This window comes from Anatilimnocola floriformis (genome assembly GCF_024256385.1).
GTDB classification, from domain to species: Bacteria; Planctomycetota; Planctomycetia; order Pirellulales; family Pirellulaceae; genus Anatilimnocola; species Anatilimnocola floriformis.
The window spans coordinates 984,952-1,007,014 of record NZ_JAMLFW010000001.1 but is presented as its reverse complement, the minus strand read 5'-3'; the positions used below and the strand labels follow the sequence as shown (position 1 = coordinate 1,007,014).

The window sequence follows — 22,063 nt, the reverse complement described above, 5'->3', positions numbered from 1 at the left end:
GTGAATGAAATAACTTTTTGCATCACCTGTTATATTCTGGGGGTATGAAAGGGGGCAGGTTGCTCCAAATTGTTGGCCCATTCCGTCACTGGCCTCGACAGCGTTCATGCTTGCCGAAGACGAGGTCCGCCTACTCCGTATTCGAGGCCGGGCCAACCGCTGTTGTCACACGATGAAATCGACATTTAATTTTCGACAACGAGGAAATTGCGCGCTATCGCACCATCTCCCCATTCCGCTTACTCACTTGCTCATTCAGCGTCCACAGGTCGTACAGCCAGCCGACGAGGAGCAAGCCGCCGGTGCACATCCACAGCAGGCCCGTCAGCCATTTGCCCATGTAGAAGCGATGAATGCCCAGCGCGCCGAAAAATACCAGCAGCAACCAGGCCACGTTGTAATCGAGCGGCCCTTCGACGTATTTGCGGTCGGCCTGACGATCCATCGAAGGAATCAGAAACAGGTCGATGAGCCAACCGACCCCGAGCAACCCTAGCGTGAAAAACCAGAGCGTGCCCGTCCACCGCTTGCCGTAATAGAAGCGGTGCATGCCGAGAAAACCAAACAGCCAGCAAAGATAGCCGACGGCGACGGAGTGCGTGTTGCTGGGGCCGATGTAGATCGGAGTGGGCTTGGCAGAGACTTGGTTCATGCGGGCAAGAGTCTTTCGGTTGAAGGGGTGAAAAACACTAAACAGTCAATTCGCCGTCGCAGCAGAAATATTGTAAGGTGTCGACCAAGCAAATTTTTCCCACTAGCTGCAGGCGGGAAGCATGGACCTAAACATCTGCCACGAACGAACGATTCGCAACCCATCGGCGAGGTGATCCGAAAGGAACTTGCGGCGCTCGAAGCTGATCAATTCGCGATCCTGTTCGCTGACGAGTTGAATTACATCCAGACGCTGAATGATCCGAAGCAGGGTTGGATTGTTGAGTATCAAGTCAACTCGACCGACGAGCACTACGATGCGGCCGACTCACCTCATGAGCTCGCCACCGTGATTGCCGCCTTTGTTGCTTACGCTGCCGGTGACAGCAAGTGGCTGAAGCTCTTTCGCTGGGAACGCATGGAGTTGGTGGAAAAGGATTTCCTGGTTGTCTCCGCGGTGCCCAAAGATGCCATCGACAACGGCGAGAACCCGCTCGAAGCCGAAGATTTCGTTGAACTACCGGAAATCGGCGTGCCATTGTTCGCAGAGCTATGCGCAATTGTCACGGACACAACGGCAGCCGCAGCGGCTAAGAAGTTGAAGGTCGTTGGCGAAATCGAACCCGCCGGAATGGATCCGGTGAAACTGATTCCGCTGCCCGCGAATTTCGTGCTCGGATTCGCGTCGCTAAGAGCCAACGATGCGGCGAAATTGGCCGACCAATAGCGAGAGACGACCGGCTACCCCACCGACAGTCACACTCGCCGGCAAACGACTGGCTTTGTGAAAAGTTTGACTGAGTTGGGCAAGATTGCCAGGGCGCAGGGTTGGATTCTGATAGCGAGCCAGCTTTAAGCGGCAAACCGCGCGAACCTATTTGCAATTGTCAGCCTCCCTGCGGTGAACTAGGCTGATGGTTTGCCTTTCCCTTGAGAAGATGTCGCTTTTATAGTGAGTTTGCAGTCGTGAAACGCGTTGTCGGGATGGTCGGTTGGCGGGGTATGGTAGGTTCGGTCCTGATGCAGCGGATGCAGGACGAAAAGGATTTTGCCGAAGTTGAGCCGGTGTTTTTCAGCACGTCGGCAGCGGGCGGAGCGGGTCCGAAGGTGGGCGGCAAAGAGACGGGCCCGCTGCAGAGCGCCAGCAGCATCGACGCTCTCAAGAAAATGGACGTCATCATCACCTGCCAGGGTGGCGACTGGACGAACGAAATCTATCCGCAACTAAAAGCCGCCGGCTGGAACGGCTACTGGATCGATGCCGCCTCGGCCCTCCGCATGAAGGACGATGCAGTCATCATTCTCGATCCCGTCAACGATCACGTCATCAAAGACGCGATGGCGAAGGGCGTGAAGAACTACGTCGGTGGCAACTGCACCGTCAGCCTGATGCTGATGGGTTTGCAGGGCTTGTTCAAAGCCGGGCTGGTCGAGTGGATCACCAGCATGACGTATCAAGCCGCATCGGGCGCTGGTGCGCAGAACATGCGCGAGCTCCTCAATCAAATGGCCGTTGCCAGCGGCAGCGTGAAAGAACTCCTCGCCGATCCGGCTTCGAGCATTCTGGAAATTGATCGCCGAGTGAGCGAAGTGATCCGCAGTGGCGAATACCCCACGAAGAACTTCGGCGTGCCGCTCGCTGGCAGCCTCATTCCTTGGATCGACAAAGATCTCGGCAACGGTCAAAGCAAAGAAGAATGGAAGGGCCAAGCCGAAACGAACAAGATCCTTGGTTTGACTGGCGAGAAGGTGATTCCTGTCGAAGGCCTGTGCGTTCGCATCAGCGCGATGCGTTGCCACAGCCAGGCCCTCACGATCAAGCTCACCAAAGACGCACCGGTGAACGAAATCGAAGGAATGCTCGCCGCGGCCAACCAATGGGCCAAGGTCGTGCCGAACGAACGCGAACGCTCGATTCGCGAACTGACTCCCGCCACGATCAGCGGCACGCTGAATGTGCCGGTTGGCCGCCTCCGCAAGCTGGAACTCGAACCCGGCGCAAAGGGCCGTTACCTCTCGGCCTTCACCTGCGGCGATCAGCTCCTCTGGGGTGCTGCCGAACCGCTGCGCCGCATGCTGCGGATCATCGTCGGGAAGTAATCACCAGGGGAGTGCATGCATCCGCGCGAGGCCGAGCTTCGATCACAATTTCGAGCAGCCGTAAAAGCTGCTGAAGTTCAATTGCAGATCGAAGCTTCTCCTGCTGGATATTTGGAACTCTACGAATTCGGGTTAATCACATCCGGAGAAGTTCTAAATTTCGTTTGGCGGGGTCTTGCCGACGATGCGACCAAACGCACTGCAGTTCTCTTAGAACTGCAGAATCATGCGGACGATTCAATTCGAGCACGCGCCGGACAATTCTTGAAGATGGGCTAGTGCTCGCTTGCTACTTCGGGAGTAAGCGTCCCTCAATCCTCAGCGCCGACAACGGCACACTTACGTCTCTGCCATCCGACGTCCGCACTGTCACCGAATCGGCGGATGCACCAGCCACACTCGCCGGCAGGTATCGGTTCTCACTCGCCGACCGAAATTCCACTTGCAACCCTGCCGGCAACGCCAAAGCAAATAACCGCTCCGGCGGCACATCCATTTCGTCGCCATCGTCGAACTGCACGATGTAGAAAACTTCTTCCTGCAACTTGCCATCCGCGTCGCGCAAGATCCAACCGGGTTCAAGCACCGTGCCGATGTAATAGTCATCTTGCGGCGCATTCCACCAGGCCCAAACTCGCGAGCCGATCGGAAATTTGATTGGCGGAACCTTGGCCGCGGCCTTCGGCTTCTCTTTCGCAACTGCAGATTGCGACAACCGCTCCCAATGCATCACCACGTATTCCGTCGTCCAATGCTTCTCCGCAGCATTCGCAGGCCGCGACCAGTCGTCGTCGTAAGCGCTGTCGACATCGCGCCAAAATAAGTCAACGGCCTGGAAGACTTCACCGGCAAGTGCGTCTGACCAAGTAGCCGGAGCAATCGCCAGCAGAAATAGCTCGCGAATCTCTGCCGCAGTCAGGGTCTGCCCCTTCACGATTCCCGACAACTGCCGGGCCATTTCGAGGGCAAAATCTCCCGACACGTCGCCCAAGTAAGAAACATCGGTTCCAGCGTCAACGCCAGGGACAGCGTTGAGCAACGTCACCTCGGGCGTGCTCAGTTGCGATCCACTGCCAAGCGGCTGACCGGTTCGGGCGTCGATTTTCCACCAGCCCATGGCAGTCCTCGCAAAAAAGAAGTGTCAGTTCGCTCGGTATTCGCTCGCCGCGGCGAAAGATTGTAATGCGTCGATCATAATTTTGATTTTCCACGATAGAATAGCACTGCTTGGCCTGAATCCTGTCCCCTAAGCTCCCGACTCCTTCCACGATGCCCAACTTCAAACTCACCATCGCCTACGACGGCACGGACTTTGGTGGTTGGCAGTGGCAACCCAACTCACGCACGATCCAAGCCGAGCTCGAGAAAGCGATCGAGAGGATCACGCAGCAAAAAGTTCGCTGCACTGCGAGCGGCCGAACCGATGCTGGCGTGCATGCGCTCGGCCAGGTCGTGAGTGTGAAGATCGACACGCAGCTGTCGTGCGAAGTGCTGCGGAAGGGAATCAACGCGGAATTGCCCGACGATATTATCGTCTGCCAAATGCAACACGCTCCGGATGACTTTCACGCGATTCGCGATGCGGCCCGCAAGCGTTATCGCTATGTCGTGCAAGATGGTCGGCTGCGCGATATTTTCGCTCGCGGCTTTGTCTGGCACGTGCGGCAAGCGCTCGATGACGCCGTGATGGCCGAAGCTGCCAAGTCACTTGTCGGCACGCATGATTTCAAAAGCTACCAGTCGACGGGCTCGATGCGGTTGACGACCGAGCGAACCATTTATGATCTGCTCGTTGAACGCCGCGAAGCCGAACTCACCAGCCGCGTGGTGATCGAGGTCGAAGCCAACGGTTTTCTCTACAACATGGTCCGCAATATCGTCGGCACGCTCGTGCAGATCGGCAAAGGCCTGGCGCCGATCAGTTTCACTGCCGAGGCCCTCGCAGCCCGAGATCGGCGAGCAGCCGGCATGACCGCGCCGCCGCAAGGACTGTTTCTTATCGGTGTCGAATACGACGGCGCCGATGATCCGAATGTCGTTCATCCCACACACACGCCGGAAGAACTCGCGGCGGCTGAACAGCTGGACGAATAAATGCGAGTCGCACACATCATCACCCGCATGATCGTCGGCGGCGCACAAGAGAACACGCTCTTCAACTGCCGCGATCTGATCGAACTTTACGGCGACGACGTGCTGCTGATCACCGGGCCGTCGCTGGGGCCGGAAGGAGATTTGCTGCAACAACAGCACAGCAATGTTCCCGTGAAGGAGATCCCTTCGCTCTGCCGCGCGATTGATCCACGGCGAGATTGGGCCAGTTACTTTTCCATTCGCCGTGTGCTCGCAGAATTTCAACCCGACGTCGTCCACACGCACAGCGCGAAGGCCGGCATCCTCGGTCGCCTCGCTGCCTGGTCCCTCAAGGTACCGGCGATCGTTCACACTGTTCACGGCGCGCCGTTCTACCCTTATCAGCCGTGGCTAACGCGAACGTTCTATCGCGCTTGCGAAAAATTTGCGGCCGCGCGTTGTCACGCGCTGATTAGTGTTGCTGATGCCATGACCGATCAACTCGTCGCCGCGGGTGTCGCGCCGCGGGAGAAATTCACCACAATCAGCAGCGGCATGGACGTGGAGCCGTTTCTCAAGGCGAATGAAACTCGCCCACAAGTTCGTCACGAGTTGGGATTCGCTGACGAAGACATCGTCGTCGGCAAGATTGCCCGCCTGTTTGAACTCAAAGGTCACAACGATGTCATCGCCGCTGCCAAAACAGTCGTCGCTGCTAACCCGCGCGTGAAGTTTGTCTTCATCGGCGACGGCGTTTTGCGCAAGTCACTCGAAGAGCAAATCACCGCCGCAAATCTGCAGCGGCATTTCGTGTTCACCGGTCTCGTGCCACCGACGACGATTCCGCGGTACGTCGGCGCGATGGACCTGCTGGTCCACGCCAGCCTGCGTGAAGGCTTGGCCCGTGCGCTTCCGCAGGCACTCATCGCCGGCAAGCCAGTTGTTAGCTACGACGTCGACGGTGCTCGCGAAGTGACGTTGCCGGAAACAGGCTTCCTTGTGAAGCCGCGCGACGTTGCGGGCTTAGCGCAATCGATCATCGCGCTCGCGGGCGACGCCGAGTTGCGAACCAAGCTCGGCAGGGCAGGGCAGGGGAGGTTCGCCGATCAGTTCCGGCATGAAACGATGACGCGGCAGATACGCGAGTTGTATTGGCGAGTTCTTGCGAAGTAGGCCAACCGAAGAGGAGAGTCAATTGAGCTTCACCCCCCTCACCCTAAACCTCTCCCCGGAGTACCGAGGAGAGGGAACCGCGGGAATCAACTACTTCGAGTAATCCGTCTTCTTCATAAACACCGACTCGACCTTCAGCACGATCTTGCCGTCGGCTTCCGAGGCGTCGCGGGCCTTCACCCAGTCGGGATCGGCGCGGAAGGCATCCCAAGATTTCTTCGCGGCTTCTTCGCTCTCGTGCGAGATGATGTAGATCAGCGTGTTGTCGGCCAGCTTCGGATCGGTCGGCACCCAGTACATTTCGTTCTTCATGCCGTGCTTTTCAAACAGCTTCATTGTGTGATCGGCGAAACGCTTGTTCAGCGCAGGCAACCGGCCGGGATGCGTAGTGTAAGTACGAAGTTCATAAACTCGAGCAGCCACGGCTTTCTCCTGGGCAGTTGCGGAAAGAGTCGAAACGACACCGAGCCCCAGCAGAACGAGGCCGGCGAGGAAGGTTGATGGAAGGCGAAACATGGGTGAGTCTCCTTGAAGGAAATGGTCGAGAGAGGGGTGAGTTTCGCAAATTTCACGGCGGTTCGCTACGATGTGTCGAAACGTGAGGAACGATGAACACCTTCGCTTGGCTGCAAACTCGCCTGACCGATGCCGCAATTACTGCGGGCGGGTTGCTATTTCCGCCGGCGTGTTTGTTGTGCGGGGCTGAGGTGGCGGAGATTCGCGGCCCGCTGATTTGTCCGACCTGCTGCGATCAACTCAAGCCGCGACAGGCGTCGTTTTGTCCGAAGTGCGCACTCCCTTATCCTGATTTACCGAACCCGACAGGCGACTGCGCCGAGTGCCGCGCGAACAAGCCGCACTTCGATGCGGCGAAGACGCTTGGGCTGTATCAATTTGGAACTCGCCAGGCCGTGCTGCAGATCAAGCATGCAGCGTTCGAGCCGCTGACGATGCAACTCGGCAAGCTGCTGGCCGAAAAGCTGCGCAGTGAATCGTTCGACCCAGCGCCGGATATTATCGCGCCGGTCCCCATGCATTGGATCAAGCGACTGTGGCGCGGAACGAGCCCGGCGGAGAATTTGGCGCAAACGATTGCCCGCGAATTGCGTTTGCCTTGTATATCGGACCTCATCCGCTGCAAACGATTTAACGCCAAGCAATCTCACCTGCCGGCTGGTCAGCGGTGGGACAACGTGCGAAACGCTTATGCAATCGGCTGGGGATTTGACATCAAAGGTGCAAATGTACTACTCGTCGACGATGTGATCACCACCGGCGCGACGTGCAGCGCGATTGCCCGCGAGCTTAAACGCGCCGGTGCCGCGAGCGTGTATGCTGCAGCGGTGGCCCGGACGACCTTTGTTTAATCATCGGGGGAAGCTATGAACATAGAGCTCAAATTTGTCTGCATCGTTGCCGGACTCATGGCCGGTCTGGGAGGCTGCGGAACATCGCCGTCGACGCCTACTCCCGTCGCCAACGCGCCAACGCCGGATCGCGACAATTCGGCGAAGACACTGAAGATAGCCAGCGAATTGAACGCACAGTTGCAAGCGTTTGCCGCGGCGGCGAAGCTCGAAAATCGCAAACCGTTTGTGCAGTTCACCGCGGCCTGGTGTGGTCCCTGCCGCGAACTGAAGGCGAGCATGAACGATCCGCTCATGGTCGAAGCCTTTGCGAACACTTCCATCATCCAAATCAACACCGACGACTACAACGAGCAGCAACTCAAGGCGGCCGGCTTTGCTCTGCAAGGCATTCCCGCCTTTCATGAACTGGACGACGCAGGAAAGCCGACGGGCCGCTGGGTCGACGGCGGCGCGTGGGACGATAATATTCCGCGCAATATGGCGCCGGTACTGCAGAAGTTTTTTCGGAACGAAAAGTCGTAGTGTCCCTACTCTAAATCAGCGACTGGCGGCGGCGCTTTCATCAGCAACGCATCGACATCGTTCGCCACGATCACGCCATAGTTAATCGCGCCGAGCCAGCCCGACATGATGATGCCGACGCTGCCGGCGTGATACAGCCCCTTCACTTGCTCCGGCAGCGCTCGACTCACGCCCAGCCCCTCGAACTTCGTGCCGAAGCTCGCGCCGGCGACGTGCTGCGTGTAGTGCTGAAAAGTCTTCGGCGTGGCCGCTTCGATGTGATCGATCCGCTCGCGAATGTTTGGCAAGTAACCATCGAGATGATCGAGCGTTCCCTCGATCAGTTCCTGCTTGCTGGCCTCGTACTCTTCCGGCGGCAGATTCGCCCAGTCTTCGAAATGAGCATTCGTGCTCGAAACTATCAAGCATCGTGGCCGGCCCTGCGGTCGCGTGCGCGGATAGTAGAACGAGTAAGTTCGGCTGGTGACGTTTTTGCTCAGCAGCAGATCGGTGCGGAACTCGCGCGATGTACTGGTGAAGAACAAATCTCCCATGCTCTCGTCAACACGTTCTTCAGGCTTGAGCCCGATGTATACCTGCGTGCTGCTGTTGTTCAGTCGCACGCCTTCAGTATCTTCGACGAACTTGGCATCAAAATGTTCGCGGCCAGCGAGCTTCAAGATCGTGAACTTTAGATTGGCGTTGCTCACCACCGCGCGACAGCGAATCTGCCGACCGTTGATCGTTACGCCGGTGACGCGCTCTTGCTCGATCTGGATTTTTTCCACATCGCAATTGATCCGCACATCGACGCCGCTGGCCTTCAGGTCGTCGTGCATCAATTGCACCAGGCGATCGGTGCCGCCTTCGAAGGTGTACACGCCTTTCGACATGAAGTTCGAAAACACAATACCGTAAGTGATCGCCGGGTCTTCGAGCGTGCTGCCGTTGGCGTAGACGATTGGCTCCATCAGCAGCCGCACGACATCTTGCCGGCCGGGGAAGAACTTTTCGAAGAGTTCACCGGTCGTCAGCTTTTGATCGTCGTAGAAGTTCATACCGCGAGCGGTATCGAAGAACGCCTTGATCGTCTCCGGTGCGATGCCGAACTTGTCGGTCAGCAGCTTCGTGAAATCCTCGCGGTTGTAGGTCGTCGTCAACGAAAACATCGGGTTGTCGAAACGCACTGCTTGCAGCGGCACGATCGAATCGGCGATCTCTGCCGTCCAGTAGCGCCGGCAACTCTTGATCATGCCGAACGGAAAGCCGTGCAGCGAAACGTCGAAGATGTGCCCGCCGGGCCGCTTGAACCAGGTGGCCATGCCGCCCAGTTTGTAGTGCTGTTCGGCGAGCAGCACGCGATAACCCGCGCGGCCGAGAATATTCGCCGCCGTCATTCCGGCCAGACCGCTGCCAATGACGACTACGTCGTACTCGTCATTCGCCCCTTTGAGAAAATCCTTCGGCATCGATCAATCTACTTTCCGCTCACTACTTTCTACTATCCTATTCGAGCTGCGGCCCTCGGCTCGGCAGGAGCCTTGCCCTCGCGGGAAACTACTTCGCCAGTTCCACTGCCTGCAAGTTCCGAAACGACAGATTCGTCGTTGGATCATGCCCCTGCAACTGCAGCGTACCGGCTTCCACGCGCAGACCTTCACGCGGATTGTTGTTCGGTTTGCGTTCGTCAGTCCAGGCAGTCACGGGGTATCCATTCACCCAGCATTCGATATTAGCGCCATCGGCAACCAGCGTTTGATTAAACCACACCAGGTCATCGGCCATCACCTTGCGAGCTGCGATCCGCCGGTAGATGCCGCCCGTGCCGAAGTCTTTGGGCTTCGAACGGTCGCCATCCTTGTAACCGTTGTGAATCTGACACTCATAACCGTTGGTGATCTCGCCCGGAATGCAGCGGAAGAAAATGCCGCTGTTCAGTTCCTTGGCATGGCTGATGCATTCCCATTGCAGCACGAAGTCGCCGAACTTTGCTTCGCTCTCGAGGCTGCCGCGGCCGTCCTTCACATTGATCTCGCCGTTCTCGGCGACGAACTTGCTCTTCGAGCCTTCGGTATCTTTCCAGCCGGCAAGGTCCTTGCCGTTGTTCAGCGGCGTCAGACCGAGCGGCTTGAGCTTGATGTTTTTGAATTCGACTTGTCCCTCGCGATACTGCAAGCCGATGTAGCCGCGGCCAATTGGTTTTTCGTCTGTGTATTCGAGCACGGTCTTGCCGTTGAGTTCGACCTTGGCCTGACCGCCAACGAGCGTCACATGAAACGATTGCCATTCGCGGCTATCGGGAACCTCAACGCCCTTCTTACGACCAACGAAGCCGCCGGTGGGAAATGGATTGTCAGGAGGAGCGATGTTGAGTTCGTAGCACTTCGTGGTGACATCCTCCATGCCGACGACCGGCGACGTTCGGAGAAACACGCCGCTGTTCGTGCCTAGCGCCGCGCGAAAATCGACCTTTAGTTCAAAGTCCGAAAATTGCACGTGCGTGCAGAGCAACCCTTTCTCGCCACCGGCCACCACGATCGCGCCGTTGTGAACTTTCCAATCCGCTTTGCTGTGTGGCTTCCAGCCAAAGAGGGTCTCGCCATCGAAGAGCGAGATCCAGCCATCTTTCAGTTCGTCAGCCGTCAGCAGGGCAGGGGAGTCCTTCGTGGCAGCAGATGTCGATTTCGGCGTTGCACCGTCTTTGGCTTGAGCAATCTGATCCTGAATCACCTTCCCTGGCGGTGGAGCCTTGGTGTTCTCCTGACCCGAACAGCCGGTCGCTGCAAATCCACAGGCCGCCGCGACCAACAGCGAGCCCGCAAAACCAAGCACCGCGAATCGATGAAAGTTAATCAGCATGATGTCGCCCTGCAACCGCATTTTCGCTGGAATGATGGAGAGAGGAATGGCTTGGATTGTAGCCTGAAGCGGCGATTTTGGGGGATGGCCTGCTAGATTCGGTGCGCGGCCATGGGGAGTAGAATGGCCGCGTCTGTTCCACTTCCTGCGTGCGTGGCTACTGCTGAGACAACTGCCGTGCAGAACCTGCTCATCCCTGCGGTCTTCCTGGCCTTCGCCCTCTGGTGGTGCTTCATCATTTGGGTGATCTCCTTCATCGGCGGCTGGCGGGCGCTGGCCAAGCGCTTTGGCGTGCGACAACTACCGCCGGGCAAGAAGTACCACCTGCAGTCAGCGGCCTTTTCCAAGGGCGGGCTGCCTTGCAATTACGGCAACTGCTTGACGATGATTGTGGCCGAGCAGGGGCTGGGTATAGCGATTTTTCCGGCTTTTCGGCCTGGGCATCCGCCGCTCCTCATACCGTGGAGCGAGTTTTACCGGCCACGGCAGAAGACGGTCCTCTGGTACTGGAAATTCTTCGAAGCAGAGATCGGCGAACCGCCCATCGTAACGGTATGCTTACCGGAATGGTTGTTCGCCCAAGCCAATCAGGCGATGGCGGACGATGGCGTGGCTCGAGACCGAGCCGCGAACGAGGGAACGAAAGAGTACGACGATGCGCACTGAAAACATGACCGACCGCGCGAAGCTGGTCTTTCGCCTCGCCGAAAAACGAGCCCGCCAGTTCGGCTCGGCGACGGTCGAACCCGAACACGTTCTGCTCGGCGCGATCAGCGAAGAAGCCGGCGTCGGCGGTGTGGCTTTGCGCCGCTTGGGTGCGACGCACGAAGCGTTGTTGTCGGTCCTGCCTCCTCCGCCGCAACCGTTGCCAACCTTGCCCACCACGCCGCTGCCATGGAGCCCCGCCACCGATGCCGCCGTCGATCGCGGCGATCAAGAAAGAGCACCGCTCAATCGCAACTACATCTGCACCGAGCATCTAGTGCTCGGCCTGGCCTTCACCGGAGGCGGTAAGGTTCCCGACATGCTCCGCCATGTGTCGATCACGGGCGATCAGCTGAAGAAGCAGGTTTTGTTCTTGCTGCAGAACGGCTAAGAAAATCCTGGCGATTAGACTGTTGCCGCGAGGGCTTCGCTGGTCGGCTGCGCGACGTCGTTCGCCACGAGTGATTTCTGCCAATCGACGGCCAACATCACGCAGTTGATGCCGCTGCCGATGCCGAGCATAGCGACGTGATCGCGCGGTTGAATGAAACCACGTTCGACGGCGAGGGCCGTCGTGATGGGAAGCGCCACGCTGCCGGTGTTGCCGAGCCAAGGGAAAGTGAAGAAGTCGCGCTCGGGCGAGAGCTCGAGCGATTGGAGCATCAATTTGCGATGCGTGCCGCCGACCTGATGGCAAATCGAACGTTGAATGTCGTCGCTGGTCCAACCACTCTCGGCCATGAAGTCGAGATACGTCGCCTTGCCGGTCTCGAGACCACCGGCAAGCAGCTTTTCGGAATCGGTTTGCATCAACAGCGCTGAGCTACCACCTTGGTCCTGAATACCACCTTCGCACAACTGATAGTGTTGCGAGTGCGAACGGACCGAAGCAGCCGTCAAACGATTTTGCGTCCGGCTGATTTTTTTGTGCGTAAGAAGAATGGCAGCGCTGGCCGAACCGATCGTCAGCGAAGCGATCGCCGACTTCACGGTTTCGCGCGTCAGCGACAGATCCGCATTCAGCGCCGCGATGGTGCTTTCGAGCAGATGCCGGCTGTCTTCGGTGCCAACGACCAGGCCGGCCTCGATCTGACCGAGCTCGATCAGATTCGCGATCTGCACCACGCCGCTGAGCAAACCGAGACAAGCGTTCGACACATCGTAGGTCTGACACCGTTCGGGCAATCCCAAGTGATGATGCACTCGGCAAGCTGTCGCCGGCTCGAGATAATCACGGCAAACGCTGGCGTGGATCAGCGCGCCGATTCGTTCCGGATCGATCCCAGCCGTTTCGATGGCTCGGCGACCACTGACGATGCTTTGTTCGCTCGGTCGCATGCCGCGCGGCCACAGCCGGCGCTCACGAATGCCGCTGATCAATTCCAGCCGTCCCTCGGGCAAGCGCAGCCGCTGATAGAGGGGGGCAAGACGGGCTTCGATCTCTTCGCTGGACAGCACTTCGTCGGGCAACGAGTAACCGAAGGCTTCCAGACAAACGTGCTGATAACGCATGACAATCCGCGGCTGAAAAGAAGGGGCTTCCTAGAAGTATCTCCGATTCAACCGGCGGGTAAATGGCTGCGATCACGCGAAAATCGCATTTTCGGGCAGAGTTTACCTGGCGGAAACACAGCGGCGTTCGATTTGACTACGTCACTGGCACCCGGCCGATGCTGTGATAGACAAAACCGTAGCTCCGCAGCGTTTCGGGTTCGTAGAGATTCCGGCCGTCGAAAATAATCGGCAGCCGCATACGGCCCTTCATTTCGTCGAAATCGGGATTCCGGAAGTCGCCCCACTCGGTGTTGATGCAGAGAGCATCGGCCCCTTCGAGTGCGTCGACGGGCGTGTTGGCATAGCGGAGCTTGTCGCCATAAATGGCTTGCACGTTTTTCATCGCTTCAGGATCGTGCACCTGCAGCTGGCAACCCGCCGCGAGCATGTGATCGATCAGCACCAGGGCAGGGGCCTCGCGAATGTCGTCGGTCCGCGGCTTGAAGGCGAGTCCCCACACGGCCAGCGTCAGGCCCGAGAGCTTATCGCCGAATTGCTGCTGCAGCTTATTGATCAGCACGTGCTTCTGCTGATTGTTCACTTCATCGACGGCGTCGAGCATACGCGGTTCGACACCCACCTTGCGCGCCATTTCGGCAAGAGCCCGCACGTCTTTCGGAAAGCAACTGCCGCCGTAACCGACACCGGGAAAGAGAAACTGAAAACCGATCCGCCGATCATGGCCGATGCCGCGGCGAACGTCGTTGATGTCGCCGCCGAGACGCTCACATAGATTGGCCATCTCATTGATGAAGCTGATCTTCGTCGAGAGAAGTGCGTTGGCTACGTACTTCGTCAGCTCGGCACTTTCCGGTGTCATCGATAGGAACGGCTTGTCGGTGCGCAGGTAAGGACCGTACAGTTCGCGCAGCCGTTCTTCGGCATACTGCGAACGCACGCCGACGACAACTCGATCGGGATATTGGAAGTCGTTGAGCGCGGCGCCCTCTTTGAGGAACTCCGGATTGCTGGCGACATCGCAGTCGCGGTGCGTCAGCTTCTTCAGCATCTCGGCGATCGCTTTGTTGGTGCCCACCGGCGCGGTGCTCTTCACGACCACGACGGCATCGGGCCGCAGGTGCTGGGCAAACTTCTCCACAGCCTGCCAGATGTACGACAGGTTGGCTGAGCCATCTTCTGAGCTCGGCGTGCCGACCGCGATGAAGACCAAGTGAGCATTGCGCACCGCCTCGGCAGTGTCGGTGGTGAACCGCAATCGGCCGTTCGCGGCGTTTCGCACCACCAGTTCCGAGAGTCCGGGCTCGTAGATCGGAATCTGCCCCTGTTCGAGGCGTTCGACTTTGGCTTGATCGATGTCGACGCACACCACGTCGTTGCCGCTGTCCGCCAGGCAAGTGCCGGAGACAAGGCCAACGTAACCAGCGCCGATCATGGCAATTTTCATGGGAGGAGCAGGGGGCTAGGGGCTAAGAACTGGGAGCGAGGGGAAAATACACGGATTTCCAAATCGGTGCACGACGTATAATTGAAGAGGCATTACTTCTGCCTTCTTCGTTCTGCCTTCTCTCCGGATCTTACCATGACTGCCATTTTGGGTCCGCACCAGCGGTTGGCGACCGACTCTCGTCGCGAGCAGTTTTTGGCCGCCGTTTTCGATGCTCTCTGGGATGGCTATCGCTCGCGCGTGTCGTACGTGCGGGACTACGAAAAAATGGTAGCCGCCGCGGGAGCGACGTTTTTCAACGATCATATCGCCTTCCGCACGCTCGCGGTGCAGCAGCCGCAGGCCGGCATTGCTAGCGTCTCGCGAGTCTTCGAAGCCCTCGGTTACCGGGCCGCCGGCAGTTACCACTTCGAAGACAAGCAGCTGAGCGCGATTCACTTTCAGCACACCAATCCGCAGTTCCCCAAGCTATTTGTCTCGGAACTAAAAACCTGGGAACTCCCCACGAGCGCCCGACGAATGATCGAGCAAACGTTGGTCAATCACCGGCCCGCGTTTCGCGCAGAGCCACTCGCCACACTCGCCGGGCTCGATTCGAATCCCGCTTTGAACACGACCGAACTGCTCGCCGAAGTCGTGGCTCATTTTCAAACGCTGCCCTGGCAACCACCGCAGAAACATGACGTGCTTGAACTCAACAAGACCAGCCAATACGGCGCGTGGACGCTCGTGCATGGCTATAACGTCAACCACTTCACCTCGCTGGTGAACTCACACGGCGTGCCCCAGCTGAACGATCTCGAAAAGACGATGACCGCCCTCACAGCCGCGGGCGTGCCGATCAAACCCGAGATCGAAGGAGAGCGCGGCAGCAAGCTTCGCCAAAGTGCCACCGAAGCGGTGAAGATCGACGTCAACGTGCGCGACGGCGAACAAGACTCGACCATGCCTTGGTCGTACGCCTATTTCGAACTCGCCGAGCGCAATGAAATCACCGACGCCGCAACTGGCAAGCGAGTTCGCTTTGAAGGTTTCCTCGGACCGCAGGCGACAAACTTGTTTGAGATGACGAAGCTGAAATCGTAGGCCGAGACTGCGCGGGGACGTTCCGCCATCTTCACTTCGTCTTCGCCACAATGTTCGTCAGTTCGTTCAGCGTCCCTCGATTCGTGCTGTGGCCAAACGCATTGGCGATCGAGACATCGCTAATGGCTTCGCTACGCCCGTCGTCCATCTCCGGAAAGGCCTTGGCAAGTTTTACCTCGTCCACTTTGATTTGCCCGATCTTCTCAAACTTCATGCGCGCGAAGTGAGTCTTCGAGCAAGTCCCCGGCCGCTGCAGCCCCCACGGGGTCGCCTGCAGAACTTCGTCGAACCCGGGTTTCTTCTTCAAGGGGAAGTTCGTGGTGAGCAGCAGCGGTTGATAGACAGCGAGGTAATCAAAGATGTGCGTGCTCTTCACAATGCAGGCCGCTCCCCATTGCTCTTGCGGTTCGCTCCACTCAGCAAAGTAGGGATTGATGCAGTTATTGTGGGCAAACAGCGGAATCAAGAACACGTCGCCGGCTTGCACCACGAATGACTCTGGCTTCTTCAGCGTCTTGCGTTTCTTCTCAGCCACGGGCTCAGCCAGCCTCGTCCGCAATTCCTGCAACACTTTACCCCGCTTGCGGAGATCGCCTGGCGACATCTCCAGCTCTTCAAGAATCTTTAAATCCAGGCCGCTGTCGACAATCTCGAACGCTCGTTGAAAGAGCCGCGCGGAGGGAATACCTCGTTTGTGAAACTGATCGGCAGTGACCAGCCAGAATGACGTATAGGAGTCGTCGTCTTCGTCCTCAATGACCTCGCTGTACGTGTCCTCTAGTAGTTTGATGAGCTCATCGGTTCCCAACGGCAGACGGACCACCGACGCGATCGTCGCCTTCAAATCCATAGCGAGATCATTGGCATACAAACCCGCTCCCCAAGCGCCCATGTTGTCCTCCTCGCTGCGACTTGCCGGAGTCACGCCCCGTCGCGTGTTCCGGCCCACTGCTTCACCCGCTACCATACAGCCATTCATTTCAGGATTGAATGGCTGCAAGGGAACAGGAATGCGTCACGAAGCGATCGACTCGAAACTCTTCACCGAAAACCGCGATCGGCTCCGCGCGCTGCTGCCGCCAAAATCGCTGGCCATCGTACAGGCCAACGACGTACTGCCGACGAACGCCGACGGCTCGTTTCTAATTCATCCCAACTCCGACCTCTTCTTCCTCAGCGGCATCGAACAGGAAGAGAGCATCCTGCTGATCTTTCCCGATGCCGATGACGAGAAGCAACGCGAGATCCTGTTTCTGCGCGAGCCCAACGACCATTTGAAAGTGTGGGAGGGGCACAAACACACGAAAGAGCAGGGGACCGAAATCAGCGGCGTGAAGACCATCAAATGGCTGAGCGAATTTCGCGGCATCTTCCATCGGCTGATGGTTGAGGTAGAGCATGTCTATTTGAATACGAACGAACACCGAGCCGCGTCGTTGGCCGTTCCTTCACGCGATGAACGATTCGTGAAATCGACTCGCGATAAATATCCGCTGCACGACTATCGCCGCCTGGCGCCACTGCTGCATCACTTGCGCGTGATCAAGACACCGACCGAAATCGAGCTGCTGAAGAAGGCGGTCGAGATCACCAAGGCCGGCTTTCTGCGCGTGTTGTCATTCACCAAGCCGGGTGTTTACGAAAACGAAGTGGAAGCCGAGTTCGCGCACGAGTTCATTCGTCAGCGCGGAAAGTTTGCGTACAACCCAATCATTGCAGCCGGCAAGAACAGTTGCATTCTGCATTACAACTCCAACGACTTGCCCTGCAACGACGGCGACCTGCTGCTGCTCGACGTCGCCGCGTCGTACGCCAATTACAACGCCGATCTGACACGAACCATTCCGATCAGCGGCCGCTTCACGCCGCGACAGCGCGATGTCTACGACGCCGTGCTCCGCGTCATGCGCGCGAGCATCAAGGGTGCCGTCGTCGGCAAGAAGCACCGCGACTGGACCAAGGAATCGCAGCTGCACATGAATGAAGAATTACTGAAGCTCGGCTTGATCAAGCAGGAAGATATCGACAAGCAAACCGACGACGAGCTCGCCTGCCGCAAGTACTTCATGCACGGCTTGGGCCATCCACTCGGGCTCGACGTGCACGACGTCGGCCATTTGAGCGAAGCCTTTGCGCCGGGTTGGGTGCTGACTGTCGAGCCGGGCATTTACATTCCCGACGAAGGCTTTGGCGTGCGACTCGAAAACGATATCGTCGTCACTGAGAGCGGACCGATCGACTTAATGGCAGGCACGCCGGTAGAAGCAGATGAGATCGAGCACTTGATGGCATCGAGACACAACTAAGCAGGGCAGGGCAGGGGAGTGAGTGGGCGATCTGCGAGCGGATCTTTCATTCCGCTTCAGCCTCTCTACCTAATCCTCTCCCCGAGGTACCGAGGCGAGGGAACCAGAATCAAACGAGAATCCAATCATGAAACGATACTTCCTCTTCCTCGCTCTTCTATCCACAACCATCTTCGCCGCCGATGCCCCTGCGCCGATCCCGCCGAAGGACGCACCAGCGGCGATGAAACTCCCTAAGGGTTTCAAAGTCTCGCTCTTCGCCGGCGAACCCGATATCGTGCAACCGATCGCGTTCACCTTCGACGATCGCGGCCGACTGTGGGTGGTCGAATGTTTGTCGTATCCCGAGTGGAACAAGGCAGGGCAGGGGAGTGACCGCGTGACGATCCTGGAGGATCGCGACGGCGACGGTAAGTTCGATGAGAAGAAGGTTTTCTACAACAAGGGCGTGAATCTCTCCGGCATTGAATGGGGCCATGGCGGCGTGTGGCTCACGGCTGTACCGAATCTCATTTTCATTCCCGATCGCGATGGTGATGACCAACCCGACGGCGAACCGGTTGTCATTCTCGACGGTTGGGATCTGGCCGCGAAGCACAACGTCGTCAACGGTCTCGCTTGGGGCCCCGACGGTTACCTCTACGGCCTGAACGGCATTCTCTCGAACAGCAAGGTCGGCAAGCCGGGCTGCAAACCCGAAGACCGCAAGCCAATCAACTGCGGCGTGTGGCGCGTGCATCCGCAAACGCATGAGTTCGAGCCGTTCGCTTACGGCACGACAAATCCGTGGGGCATCGATTGGAACGAACACGGCCAGCTGTTCATCACCAACTGCGTGATCAAGCATCTCTTCCACGTTGTCCCCGGCGGCCACTACGAGCGGATGTTCGGCCAGGATCTCATGCCGCGGTCGTATGGTCTTATTCAAAGTTGTGCGGACCATCTTCACTGGGGCGGCGGTCACTGGACGAACAGCAGGGGAGGGCAGGGGGTCCACAGCGAAGCCGGCGGCGGTCATGCTCACAGCGGCTGCCTGATTTATCAAGGCGAAGGCCTGCCAGAGCAGTTTCGCAACCGCGTCTATGCCTGCAACATTCACGGCGGTCGCGTGAATCAAGATCGCCTCGAACCGCACGGCAGCGGTTACGTCGCCAAGCACGAGCCGGACTTTCTGTTTGCCAATGACAGCTGGTTCCGCGGTCTTGCCGTGAAGCAAGGTCCCGACGGGAGTGTCTACGTCACCGATTGGTGCGACACCGGTGAATGCCATGACTACGTCGACGTCGAGCGCGACAACGGCCGCATCTTCAAAGTGACTCATGGCGAAAAAAAGTCGCCAGCCGTTGATCTGGTGAAGCTCTCGCAACCAGAACTCCTCAAGCTCGTCGGCAGCAACAACGAATGGCTGTCGCGCCATGCTCGGCGGAAGATCCAAGAGCTGGCCTTCACCGAAAAACTCGACGCCGTCGCTGCCCGCGAAACGCTGGTCACGACGTTGGTGACGGGTGAAGCAGAACACGCTCGCCTGCGAGCACTCTGGACACTGCAAGCCGCCAAGATGATCACCGACACCGATCTGCGGGCCGCGCTTCGTGATCCGAGCGAGCATGTCCGCGCGTGGGGAGTAACACTCACCGTCGATTCGATCAAACCGAAGAACGTTCACCTCGATGCACTGTTGCGACTCGCCGCGGAAGATCGCGCGCCGCAAGTTCGGCTGGCGCTCGCCTGTGCGCTGCAGCGGTTATCGCTGAAGGAACGACTCGCGGTCGCGCAGCGGCTGGTCGCGCACGAGGAAGATGCCGAAGATCATCACATTCCGCTGATGATTTGGTACGGCATCGAGCCGCTCGTCGATCAGCAACCAGCCGATGCGGCCAAGTTGCTGACAGACTGCCGCATCCCTCTAGTTCGCCAGCATCTGGTGCGCTGCTACCTCGAGTCTGACCCTGGCGAGAAGAAACTAACGACCGTACTCGACTCGCTCGGCGCCGCCCGCGATGCCGAAGTGCAACTCGATCTCTGCCGCGGCATTCTCCTCGCGCTCGAAGGTCGCCGAAGTGTTCCACCGCCGGCAAACTGGAACGCGATCTTCAAAACACTCAGCGCCAGTCGCAGCTTGGATGTGCAGGACCAAGCCATCGCGCTTGCGGTGAAATTTGACGATGCAAAAATCATCGCCAGGCTGCGCGAGCAACTCGGCAACGTCGGCCAGGATGTGCCGACGCGCGAGCGAGCACTGCAATTGCTTCTCACCAAGCAACCCGCCGATTTGCCGCCGGCGTTGTTTCCGCTTTTGAATGAACCCAAGATGCGAGCCGTCGCGATCAAAGCGCTTGCCGCGTATCAGCACCACGAAACGCCGGCCGCCTTGCTGCATATCTATGACAAACTCTCACCGGAAGAGCGGGCCGATGTCATTCAGACTCTGGCCTCGCGCGTCAGCTACGCCGTTTCGTTGCTGAACGCAGTGGAAGCAAAAACCGTCCCTCGCAGCGACATCTCAGCCGGCATGCTGCGACAGTTGCAAGCGCTCAGCAATCCGCAAGTCGCCAAACAGCTCGATGCGATCTGGGGCACCATTCGTCCTGCCGCCGAAGACAAGAAGGAGCTCGCCGCCAAATACAAAGCGATGCTGACGGCCGACACGCTCGCCAAAGCCGATCTAGGGAAGGGCAGGGGAGTGTTCACGAAAAACTGCGCGAGTTGCCATCGCCTCTTCGGCGAAGGTGGCAAGATGGGCCCCGATCTCACTGGCTCGCAGCGAGCCAATCTCGACTACATCCTCGAGAACGCGCTCGACCCCTCCGCTGTTGTCCCCCGCGAATATCAAGTGACTACGTTCCTCCTCGACAACGGCCGCGTGGTGCAAGGCATCATCCTTCGCGAAACGGCCCAAGCCGTGAACGTGCAAACGCCGAACGAACTCCTCACCATTCCGCTGGCCACCATCGACGAGCGCAAACAGTCGAAGCTCTCGATGATGCCCGAAGGGATTTTTCAACGGCTGAGCGACGAAGAAGTACGCGACCTGGTCGGCTATCTGTCGCGTGGGCAAGGACAGTAGTCGTCTTTTGCGTAGGACCGGACCATTGGTCCGGGCAAGAAGCGGGGTACCGAGCCAAGAGAGTCACTTAACAGTGCCAGCCGGACCATGGTCCGATCTACGGGAAAGGCGGGGCAGGGGAGGGGAACACGTCGCAGATGCCGTCCGGCTGGGCTTTTGCCGTTTGGGGGGGCCAATTACACTAAGGCAAGGTTTAGCCGCAAAACCGGCAAAACCGTTACAATAGCTACAGTCTAGCGTCTGCGAATACGCAGCCCCTCCTTGCAAGCGAGCTCCCCCTTTGACACGCGCCCGCGATTTTCTTGGTCCTTACCGCCTGGTGCGGCTGATTCGCGTCGGCCAGACCTGCCAGATCTGGGAAGCCGCCAAATCGGACGACACCACGCGCTATGCGCTAAAAGTGCCGGTTCCGGAGAAGCGCAAGGACCGTTCGATCATCAACGAACTCAAGCGGGAGCAGGAGGTCGGCGCCGATTGCAAAGGTCACCGCAACATCATTCAGATCCACGAATTCACCACCGAGGGTGAAACGCCGTTTCTGGTGATGGAATATTTCGAGCACCCCAACCTCAAGCTGTGGCTCCGCGGCGGTCCTCAGCAAATTGCCTACTTTGCTCCGAACTTCGTCGAGCAAGGCGCCAACGCACTGTTTCACTTGCACACCAAGGGCTGGGTGCATCGCGACGTAAAGCCCGACAACTTTTTGATCAGCAACGAAGCTCACGTCAAACTGATCGACTTCGCCATCTCCGAAAAGATGAAATCCGGCTTCTCGGCCCTGCTCGGTGGCATGTTTGGCGGCGGCCGAACCGTTGCTGGCACTCGCAGCTACATGTCGCCCGAGCAGATTCGCAAACAAAACCTCGACGCGCGAGCCGATATCTATAGCTTCGGGTGCGTGCTGTTCGAACTGATCAGCGGCAAACCTCCCTACACCGGCGACAACGCCGACGATCTGCTCAACAAGCATTTGAATGCCGCCGTGCCATCAGTGCTGGTATTCAATCAGAACGTCTCGCAAGAATTCAGTGATCTTATTCGACGGATGATGGCGAAACGCAAGGAAGATCGTCCGCCAACCCTGTGGGATTTTTTGAAAGAGTACAAGGCGATGCGGGCGTTCAAGGTTGTGCCCAAACCGCCAACGGTCCCGCCCAAGCTAAGTGATGACCGCAAGGGATTTGTGTAGTGCTGGTGTTGCTACCGCCAGCTG

General features: G+C 58.2%; 21 protein-coding genes. 13 read left to right on the top strand and 8 right to left on the bottom strand.

Going from position 1 to position 22,063, the window contains the following annotated elements:
* Nucleotides 1-214 precede the first annotated feature (214 nt).
* Nucleotides 215-652 (bottom strand): NINE protein, encoded by a 438-nt coding sequence (locus M9Q49_RS04120; protein WP_254507387.1) that lies wholly within the window; start codon nucleotides 650-652, stop codon nucleotides 215-217.
* On the opposite strand from M9Q49_RS04120, the gene M9Q49_RS04115 reads away from it, so the two are divergent.
* From M9Q49_RS04115 to M9Q49_RS04105, 3 genes are all read left to right on the top strand, one after another.
* On the top strand, nucleotides 644-1,378 hold the full coding sequence (locus tag M9Q49_RS04115) for a hypothetical protein (RefSeq protein ID WP_254507386.1): 735 nt from the start codon (nucleotides 644-646) through the stop codon (nucleotides 1,376-1,378). The genes M9Q49_RS04120 and M9Q49_RS04115 overlap by 9 nt on opposite strands.
* A gap of 239 nt (nucleotides 1,379-1,617) precedes the next feature.
* Nucleotides 1,618-2,751 (top strand): aspartate-semialdehyde dehydrogenase, encoded by a 1,134-nt coding sequence (asd, locus tag M9Q49_RS04110; protein WP_254507385.1) that lies wholly within the window; start codon nucleotides 1,618-1,620, stop codon nucleotides 2,749-2,751.
* Between the two features lie 15 nt (nucleotides 2,752-2,766).
* Complete coding sequence (locus M9Q49_RS04105) at nucleotides 2,767-3,030, top strand: hypothetical protein (RefSeq protein WP_254507384.1); 264 nt, start codon at nucleotides 2,767-2,769, stop codon at nucleotides 3,028-3,030.
* A gap of 10 nt (nucleotides 3,031-3,040) precedes the next feature.
* Here M9Q49_RS04105 and M9Q49_RS04100 read toward each other — a convergent pair whose 3' ends face one another.
* On the bottom strand, nucleotides 3,041-3,868 hold the full coding sequence (locus tag M9Q49_RS04100) for a hypothetical protein (protein ID WP_254507383.1): 828 nt from the start codon (nucleotides 3,866-3,868) through the stop codon (nucleotides 3,041-3,043).
* A 152-nt stretch (nucleotides 3,869-4,020) separates the two neighbouring features.
* Here M9Q49_RS04100 and truA point away from each other — a divergent pair, with 152 nt between their 5' ends.
* Together truA and M9Q49_RS04090 are read left to right on the top strand one after the other, a co-directional pair.
* Nucleotides 4,021-4,845 (top strand): tRNA pseudouridine(38-40) synthase TruA, encoded by an 825-nt coding sequence (truA, locus tag M9Q49_RS04095; protein ID WP_254507382.1) that lies wholly within the window; start codon nucleotides 4,021-4,023, stop codon nucleotides 4,843-4,845.
* On the top strand, nucleotides 4,846-5,997 hold the full coding sequence (locus M9Q49_RS04090) for a glycosyltransferase family 4 protein (protein ID WP_254507381.1): 1,152 nt from the start codon (nucleotides 4,846-4,848) through the stop codon (nucleotides 5,995-5,997).
* Nucleotides 5,998-6,087: 90 nt separating this feature from the next.
* On the opposite strand, the gene M9Q49_RS04085 is transcribed toward M9Q49_RS04090, so the two are convergent.
* Nucleotides 6,088-6,513: an NIPSNAP family protein gene (locus M9Q49_RS04085; RefSeq protein WP_254507380.1), complete on the bottom strand. Its 426-nt coding sequence runs from the start codon at nucleotides 6,511-6,513 to the stop codon at nucleotides 6,088-6,090.
* 92 nt (nucleotides 6,514-6,605) lie between these two features.
* Here M9Q49_RS04085 and M9Q49_RS04080 point away from each other — a divergent pair, with 92 nt between their 5' ends.
* Together M9Q49_RS04080 and M9Q49_RS04075 are read left to right on the top strand one after the other, a co-directional pair.
* A complete protein-coding gene (locus tag M9Q49_RS04080) occupies nucleotides 6,606-7,364 on the top strand; it encodes a double zinc ribbon domain-containing protein (protein WP_254507379.1) in 759 nt (252 codons plus the stop codon).
* Nucleotides 7,365-7,379: 15 nt separating this feature from the next.
* Complete coding sequence (locus M9Q49_RS04075; RefSeq protein WP_254507378.1) at nucleotides 7,380-7,889, top strand: thioredoxin family protein; 510 nt, start codon at nucleotides 7,380-7,382, stop codon at nucleotides 7,887-7,889.
* A gap of 5 nt (nucleotides 7,890-7,894) precedes the next feature.
* Here M9Q49_RS04075 and M9Q49_RS04070 read toward each other — a convergent pair whose 3' ends face one another.
* Nucleotides 7,895-9,337 carry a phytoene desaturase family protein gene (locus tag M9Q49_RS04070; RefSeq protein ID WP_254507377.1) on the bottom strand — a complete coding sequence of 481 codons (1,443 nt, stop codon included), beginning with the start codon at nucleotides 9,335-9,337 and terminating at the stop codon, nucleotides 7,895-7,897.
* 88 nt (nucleotides 9,338-9,425) lie between these two features.
* Nucleotides 9,426-10,748, bottom strand: a complete 1,323-nt coding sequence (locus M9Q49_RS04065; RefSeq protein WP_254507376.1) for a 3-keto-disaccharide hydrolase — start codon at nucleotides 10,746-10,748, stop codon at nucleotides 9,426-9,428.
* A gap of 156 nt (nucleotides 10,749-10,904) precedes the next feature.
* On the opposite strand from M9Q49_RS04065, the gene M9Q49_RS04060 reads away from it, so the two are divergent.
* Together M9Q49_RS04060 and M9Q49_RS04055 are read left to right on the top strand one after the other, a co-directional pair.
* Nucleotides 10,905-11,393 carry a hypothetical protein gene (locus tag M9Q49_RS04060; protein ID WP_254507375.1) on the top strand — a complete coding sequence of 163 codons (489 nt, stop codon included), beginning with the start codon at nucleotides 10,905-10,907 and terminating at the stop codon, nucleotides 11,391-11,393.
* Nucleotides 11,383-11,823 carry a Clp protease N-terminal domain-containing protein gene (locus tag M9Q49_RS04055; RefSeq protein WP_254507374.1) on the top strand — a complete coding sequence of 147 codons (441 nt, stop codon included), beginning with the start codon at nucleotides 11,383-11,385 and terminating at the stop codon, nucleotides 11,821-11,823. The genes M9Q49_RS04060 and M9Q49_RS04055 overlap by 11 nt, the downstream gene beginning before the upstream one ends.
* Before the next feature lie 14 nt (nucleotides 11,824-11,837).
* Here the strand turns inward: M9Q49_RS04055 and M9Q49_RS04050 are convergent, their stop codons facing one another.
* Together M9Q49_RS04050 and M9Q49_RS04045 are read right to left on the bottom strand one after the other, a co-directional pair.
* The gene (locus tag M9Q49_RS04050; protein WP_254507373.1) at nucleotides 11,838-12,944 is read right to left on the bottom strand and encodes a 3-oxoacyl-ACP synthase III; all 1,107 of its coding nucleotides are present in this window, start codon (nucleotides 12,942-12,944) and stop codon (nucleotides 11,838-11,840) included.
* Between the two features lie 136 nt (nucleotides 12,945-13,080).
* A complete protein-coding gene (locus M9Q49_RS04045) occupies nucleotides 13,081-14,391 on the bottom strand; it encodes a UDP-glucose dehydrogenase family protein (RefSeq protein WP_254507372.1) in 1,311 nt (436 codons plus the stop codon).
* A 135-nt stretch (nucleotides 14,392-14,526) separates the two neighbouring features.
* On the opposite strand from M9Q49_RS04045, the gene M9Q49_RS04040 reads away from it, so the two are divergent.
* Nucleotides 14,527-15,477 (top strand): DUF1338 domain-containing protein, encoded by a 951-nt coding sequence (locus M9Q49_RS04040; RefSeq protein ID WP_254507371.1) that lies wholly within the window; start codon nucleotides 14,527-14,529, stop codon nucleotides 15,475-15,477.
* A 31-nt stretch (nucleotides 15,478-15,508) separates the two neighbouring features.
* Here the strand turns inward: M9Q49_RS04040 and M9Q49_RS04035 are convergent, their stop codons facing one another.
* Nucleotides 15,509-16,369: a hypothetical protein gene (locus tag M9Q49_RS04035; RefSeq protein WP_254507370.1), complete on the bottom strand. Its 861-nt coding sequence runs from the start codon at nucleotides 16,367-16,369 to the stop codon at nucleotides 15,509-15,511.
* 118 nt (nucleotides 16,370-16,487) lie between these two features.
* Between M9Q49_RS04035 and M9Q49_RS04030 the strand changes: the two genes are divergently transcribed.
* From M9Q49_RS04030 to M9Q49_RS04020, 3 genes are all read left to right on the top strand, one after another.
* The gene (locus M9Q49_RS04030) at nucleotides 16,488-17,783 is read left to right on the top strand and encodes an aminopeptidase P N-terminal domain-containing protein (protein ID WP_254507369.1); all 1,296 of its coding nucleotides are present in this window, start codon (nucleotides 16,488-16,490) and stop codon (nucleotides 17,781-17,783) included.
* Nucleotides 17,784-17,910: 127 nt separating this feature from the next.
* Complete coding sequence (locus M9Q49_RS04025) at nucleotides 17,911-20,850, top strand: PVC-type heme-binding CxxCH protein (protein WP_254507368.1); 2,940 nt, start codon at nucleotides 17,911-17,913, stop codon at nucleotides 20,848-20,850.
* 280 nt (nucleotides 20,851-21,130) lie between these two features.
* The gene (locus M9Q49_RS04020) at nucleotides 21,131-22,039 is read left to right on the top strand and encodes a serine/threonine-protein kinase (protein ID WP_254507367.1); all 909 of its coding nucleotides are present in this window, start codon (nucleotides 21,131-21,133) and stop codon (nucleotides 22,037-22,039) included.
* Nucleotides 22,040-22,063: the final 24 nt, after the last annotated feature.

Coding starts and splice junctions, on each gene's coding strand:
- truA (WP_254507382.1), top strand. CDS start 4,021: ATGCCCAACTTCAAACTCACCATCGCCTACGACGGCACGGACTTTGGT.
- M9Q49_RS04050 (WP_254507373.1), bottom strand. CDS start 12,944: ATGCGTTATCAGCACGTTTGTCTGGAAGCCTTCGGTTACTCGTTGCCC.
- M9Q49_RS04105 (WP_254507384.1), top strand. CDS start 2,767: ATGCATCCGCGCGAGGCCGAGCTTCGATCACAATTTCGAGCAGCCGTA.
- M9Q49_RS04090 (WP_254507381.1), top strand. CDS start 4,846: ATGCGAGTCGCACACATCATCACCCGCATGATCGTCGGCGGCGCACAA.
- M9Q49_RS04070 (WP_254507377.1), bottom strand. CDS start 9,337: ATGCCGAAGGATTTTCTCAAAGGGGCGAATGACGAGTACGACGTAGTC.
- M9Q49_RS04100 (WP_254507383.1), bottom strand. CDS start 3,868: ATGGGCTGGTGGAAAATCGACGCCCGAACCGGTCAGCCGCTTGGCAGT.
- M9Q49_RS04030 (WP_254507369.1), top strand. CDS start 16,488: ATGCGTCACGAAGCGATCGACTCGAAACTCTTCACCGAAAACCGCGAT.
- M9Q49_RS04055 (WP_254507374.1), top strand. CDS start 11,383: ATGCGCACTGAAAACATGACCGACCGCGCGAAGCTGGTCTTTCGCCTC.
- M9Q49_RS04085 (WP_254507380.1), bottom strand. CDS start 6,513: ATGTTTCGCCTTCCATCAACCTTCCTCGCCGGCCTCGTTCTGCTGGGG.
- M9Q49_RS04080 (WP_254507379.1), top strand. CDS start 6,606: ATGAACACCTTCGCTTGGCTGCAAACTCGCCTGACCGATGCCGCAATT.
- M9Q49_RS04040 (WP_254507371.1), top strand. CDS start 14,527: ATGACTGCCATTTTGGGTCCGCACCAGCGGTTGGCGACCGACTCTCGT.
- M9Q49_RS04035 (WP_254507370.1), bottom strand. CDS start 16,369: ATGGGCGCTTGGGGAGCGGGTTTGTATGCCAATGATCTCGCTATGGAT.
- M9Q49_RS04075 (WP_254507378.1), top strand. CDS start 7,380: ATGAACATAGAGCTCAAATTTGTCTGCATCGTTGCCGGACTCATGGCC.
- M9Q49_RS04065 (WP_254507376.1), bottom strand. CDS start 10,748: ATGCGGTTGCAGGGCGACATCATGCTGATTAACTTTCATCGATTCGCG.
- M9Q49_RS04045 (WP_254507372.1), bottom strand. CDS start 14,391: ATGAAAATTGCCATGATCGGCGCTGGTTACGTTGGCCTTGTCTCCGGC.
- M9Q49_RS04120 (WP_254507387.1), bottom strand. CDS start 652: ATGAACCAAGTCTCTGCCAAGCCCACTCCGATCTACATCGGCCCCAGC.
- M9Q49_RS04025 (WP_254507368.1), top strand. CDS start 17,911: ATGAAACGATACTTCCTCTTCCTCGCTCTTCTATCCACAACCATCTTC.